This is a genomic window from Burkholderia sp. E168m23, from assembly GCF_016586125.1.
Classification (GTDB): domain Bacteria; phylum Pseudomonadota; class Gammaproteobacteria; order Burkholderiales; family Burkholderiaceae; genus Burkholderia; species Burkholderia orbicola.
Map to the genome: position 1 here is coordinate 1 of NZ_BCPP01000634.1, position 4,313 is coordinate 4,313.

Here is a 4,313-nt window from a genome sequence, read left to right on the forward strand (position 1 = left end):
GACCGATTTTTCCCGACCCATGACGACCCATACCGATCCCGCCTATCTGCTCGGCGAACTGCTGAAGAACGTTTCCCGCTCCTTCTACCTGACGCTGCGCGTGCTGCCCGACGGCATGCGCGACCCGGTCGGCCTCGCGTATCTGCTCGCGCGCGCGGCCGACACGATCGCCGACACGGCGCTCGTCGCGCCTGATCGCCGCGCGGCGCTGCTGACCGACCTGCGCGACGACATCGAACGGCTCGGCGATGGCGCGGCGCTGTCGCGTTCGCTCGAGGACGTGACGCGGATGCAGACCGATTCGCACGAACACCTGCTGCTCGGTTCGATGGAGCCGATGCTCGCGCTGCTGCGCGCGCAGCCGGAGGCCGATCGCGCGTCGATCCGCAAGGTCGTCGCGACGCTCACCGCGGGGATGGAGTTCGACCTGCGCACGTTTCCGCACGAGCAGTCGGGGCAGGTCGCATCGCTGCCGACGCGCGACGTGCTCGACCGCTACACGTACCTGGTCGCCGGCTGCGTCGGCGAGTTCTGGACCGACATGACGGGCGCGCACACGCGTGCCGCGCGCGGCTGGGATCTGTCGGACATGCGCGAGAAGGGAATCCGTTTCGGCAAGGCGCTGCAGATGACCAACATCCTGCGCGACTGCGCGAAGGATCTGCGCATCGGCCGCTGCTACCTGCCCGACGACGTGCTGGGCGCACACGGGCTCGTGGTGGCCGACCTGATGCAGCCAGAAGCATCGGAACGTGCGCGCGGCGTGCTGGTCGACCTGCTGCGCGTCGCGCTCGACCAGTATCGCGACGCCTACCTGTATACGCTCGCGATTCCGCGTCGTTTCGTGCGGCTGCGGCTCGCCTGCCTGTGGCCGATCATGATCGGCCTCGAAACGCTCGAACTGCTGGCCGGCCACGCGGCGTGGCTCGACCCGGCGAAGCCGGCCAAGGTGCCGAGAAAGCGCGTCTACCGGATCATGGCGGCGTCGCTCGCGCTGGTCGGCTCGAACACGGCGGTCCGTTCGCGTCTGACCGCGCTCGCCGATGCGGTGACCGCGCGGCTCGCGCGCCCCGCGACGCAGCTCTGAAGATCGCCGGCGCGGCAGGCGCCGGCATCGCCTCCCGGCCCGCGTTCGTCGGGCCGTTCCCGTCTGGTCTCCGGCACGTCGACTAAAAACGTTTTCATGATTTCGTGTCTCGAAATGTGGGTGTCACGAACGTGGGCGATCCTGCGCGGCGGCGTGAATCGCGGCGTCAGCTTCGATCGCGCATTTGTAAGACCTTTTGGTGCCGAAGGCGTCTGACGACATTGGACGGTCGTGGTGCGCCCGTAAAAATGTAAAGCTAGGGTTTTCACCGGCAAATGCCGGAAACGCCCGCTGCACAAGCGTTTCGGGCTGTCATGTAACCGTTTGGTGAACCCGCGCGTTGCGTCGATCATACGATGACCGACTGCACATGTTGGGAAACAATTGGTAATCCGTCAGAATCGCGTCGGCATGTACTCGCACATGTGTCGGTCATAAAACCACACCAGAAAAGAAACATTCTTTGAGGACGGAGAATCAATGAAAAAGCGCGTCGCTTTCGCCATGACGGCAGTCGGTCTCGCAGCCGCTACCGCCGCCCACGCCCAGAGCAGCGTGACCCTCTACGGTATCGTCGACAACGGTATCGCTTGGCAGAACAACTCGTCGGCAGTCGGCGCAACCTCGGGTGGTCACTCGAAGGTGCAGATGTCCACCGGCGTGTGGGCAGGCAGCCGCTTCGGCCTGAAAGGCAGCGAAGATCTCGGCGGCGGCACGAAGGCGATTTTCCAGTTGGAAGCCGGCGTCAACACGGCTAACGGCTCGTCGCAGTGGACCAACGGCATCTTCACGCGTCAGGCATGGGTTGGCCTGACCAACGCCACGTACGGTACGCTGACGGCCGGCCGCCAGTACACCGCGTACTACACGCTGCTGTCGCCGTACAGCCCGACGACCTGGCTGACCGGCTACTACGGCGCGCACCCGGGCGATATCGATTCGCTGGATACCAGCTACCGCGCGAACAACTCGCTCGTCTACATGTCGCCGAAGTTCTACGGCTTCACGGTCGGCGGTTCGTACTCGTTCGGCGGCGTCGCAGGCGCGACGAACCGCGGCTCGACGTGGAGCGCGGCGATCCAGTACCTGAACGGCCCGGCAGGCATCGCGGTCGGCTATCAGAAGGTCAACAACTCGACGCTCGGCGGCGGCGTGTGGGGCGCGAACTCGACGGTCCAGAACGGCCTGACGGCAGCGGGCGACGGCAACCAGCCGGCAGTCTCGTCGATCAACAACGGCTACGCGACCGCGCAATCGCAGCAGCGTATCGCCGTGACGGCGGGCTACCAGTTCACGCCGGCATGGGATATTTCGGCGTCGTACTCGAACGTCCAGTACACGCCGGGCACGGGTTCGTTCTTCCGGAACAAGGCAATCTTCAACACGGCTGGCGCCGTGCTGCACTGGAAGGCAGCTGCTCAGTGGGACTTCGCGGCAGGCTACTCGTACACGGCCGCAACGCAGTCGAACGGCATCACGAGCTCGGCCAAGTACCACCAGGTCACGCTGTCGCAGTACTACAGCCTGTCGAAGCGCACGGGCCTGTACGCGGTTGAGGCTTACCAGCACGCAAGCGGCAACACGCTGAACGGCCGCGGCAACGCAATCATCTCGGCGACCACGTCGATCGGTGACGGCGTGGGCGCAGGTTCGAAGCAGAACCAGATCGGCGTCGGCGTCGGCATGATCCACCGCTTCTAAATGTCGCGCGGCGCGCGAGCGCCGCTCACGGCATGCGGTATGAAAACCGGCCTTCGGGCCGGTTTTTTCGTTTACGTCGCGAGTCGATGCGCGATCCATCGCGTCGGATCACTGATCGATCGGCGACTTCAGCGGCTGATGCTCGCCCGTCAGCCCGAACACGACGAGTTGCGCGGGCTCGGTCGCGCTCGCGTTGCGCGACACCTGATGGCGCGAGCCGGGCGGTTCGTACCAGCCTTCGCCGGCGCGATAGCGGCGCAGCGGGCCGCCGTTCACCTGCGACAGCACTTCGCCTTTCGACACGACGGCGAACACCGAGCCGAGGTGCTTGTGCGCTTCGGACGCCTGACCGGGCGCATAGTCGACCGTCGCGACGACCACCAGTTTGCCGGGCGCCTCGGGCACGGCTTGCTGCATGATCGCGTGCACGCTGTCGCCGGCGTCGTGCGCGTGAGCGCCGGCCGGCAGTGCGGCGGCCAGCATGAGCCCGGCGCACAGCGCGACGCGAGGGAGCGGGGAACGGATCATCGTCGCCGCCTCACTCGGGCATCTTGCGGAACGCGATCGCGAAGCGGTTCCACGAGTTGATCGTCGCGATCAGCATCGACAGGTCGAACAGCTCCTCGTCGGTGAAATGCGGCTTCACGGCTTCCCAGACGGCGTCGGGCACGTGGTTGCTGGCCACCAGCGTCAGTGCCTCGGTCCATTCCAGCGCCGCGCGTTCGCGCTCGGTGAAGAACGGCGTTTCGCGCCACGTGACGACGGTCGCGAGACGGCGGTCGGTTTCGCCGCCCTTGCGCGCGTCGGTCGTGTGCATGTCGACGCAGAACGCGCAGCCGTTGATCTGCGACGCGCGCAGGCGGACGAGTTCGGCGAGCGGCTTCTCGATCGAGCTCTTCGCGAGGAATTCCTCGGCGTTGCGCATCACCTTGATCGCATTCGGGCTGGCGGCATAGAAGTTCAGGCGCGGTTGCATGGCAGGTCCTTTTCGGTTGGGTAGCGCCGGGGTGGCGCGACAGGACCTACTTTACGAGTCGCACTGGCCTGCTTGAATAGCCAATTTAACGGAAATTCAGGTAACCAGTGACGGCCCGTCCGCGATGCCGGCATCCAGCAATCCCGCCAGCTTCGCGAGCGCCGTGTCGATGCGCAGCGCGTCGATCCCGCCATAGCCGAACAGCAGCCCCGGGCGCACCGGCACGCCCACGTGGAACGCCGAGATCCCGTACAGGCCGATGTCCTGCGCCCGCGCCGCGCGGACCAGCGCCGCTTCGTCGAGCCCCGGCTTCAGGCGCGCGGCGAGATGGATGCCGGCGGTCGGCACGATCGCGTCGAACCACGGCGCGAGTGCGCCGCGCAGGTGCGCGATCAGCATCTTGCGGCGCGCGTCGTAGTGCTTCTGCACGCGTTTCAGGTGCCGCGCGAAATCGCCTTCGTGCATGAAGCGGGCGAGCGCCGCCTGCGTGAGCGTCGTATAACTTCGTATAATGTATGCTATACGAAATTATTACGCGGGGAAGCGGGC

Annotated in this window: 4 protein-coding genes and 1 pseudogene; 2 read left to right on the forward strand and 3 right to left on the reverse strand. The window is 65.9% G+C overall.

All coding sequences use genetic code 11. The features are described from left to right. Positions 1-19: 19 nt before the first annotated feature. A complete protein-coding gene (locus JMF90_RS26355) occupies positions 20-1,087 on the forward strand; it encodes a squalene/phytoene synthase family protein (RefSeq protein WP_011547815.1) in 1,068 nt (355 codons plus the stop codon). A gap of 480 nt (positions 1,088-1,567) precedes the next feature. After that, positions 1,568-2,788, forward strand: coding sequence for a porin (locus JMF90_RS26360; RefSeq protein ID WP_011547814.1), 1,221 nt, complete (start codon positions 1,568-1,570; stop codon positions 2,786-2,788). 108 nt (positions 2,789-2,896) lie between these two features. Here JMF90_RS26360 and JMF90_RS26365 read toward each other — a convergent pair whose 3' ends face one another. From JMF90_RS26365 to JMF90_RS26375, 3 genes and pseudogenes are all read right to left on the reverse strand, one after another. Beyond that, complete coding sequence (locus JMF90_RS26365; protein ID WP_011547813.1) at positions 2,897-3,316, reverse strand: cupin domain-containing protein; 420 nt, start codon at positions 3,314-3,316, stop codon at positions 2,897-2,899. Positions 3,317-3,326: 10 nt separating this feature from the next. Then, a complete protein-coding gene (locus JMF90_RS26370) occupies positions 3,327-3,764 on the reverse strand; it encodes a carboxymuconolactone decarboxylase family protein (protein ID WP_006479143.1) in 438 nt (145 codons plus the stop codon). Positions 3,765-3,860: 96 nt separating this feature from the next. After that, positions 3,861-4,259, reverse strand: a pseudogene (locus tag JMF90_RS26375) (PLP-dependent aminotransferase family protein); the annotation flags it as partial. Positions 4,260-4,313: the final 54 nt, after the last annotated feature.

What these genes read in the sequence shown, in the direction of transcription:
- JMF90_RS26355 (WP_011547815.1), top strand. Translation starts at nt 20, where the DNA reads ATGACGACCCATACCGATCCCGCCTATCTGCTCGGCGAACTGCTGAAG.
- JMF90_RS26365 (WP_011547813.1), bottom strand. Translation starts at nt 3,316, where the DNA reads ATGATCCGTTCCCCGCTCCCTCGCGTCGCGCTGTGCGCCGGGCTCATG.
- JMF90_RS26370 (WP_006479143.1), bottom strand. Translation starts at nt 3,764, where the DNA reads ATGCAACCGCGCCTGAACTTCTATGCCGCCAGCCCGAATGCGATCAAG.
- JMF90_RS26360 (WP_011547814.1), top strand. Translation starts at nt 1,568, where the DNA reads ATGAAAAAGCGCGTCGCTTTCGCCATGACGGCAGTCGGTCTCGCAGCC.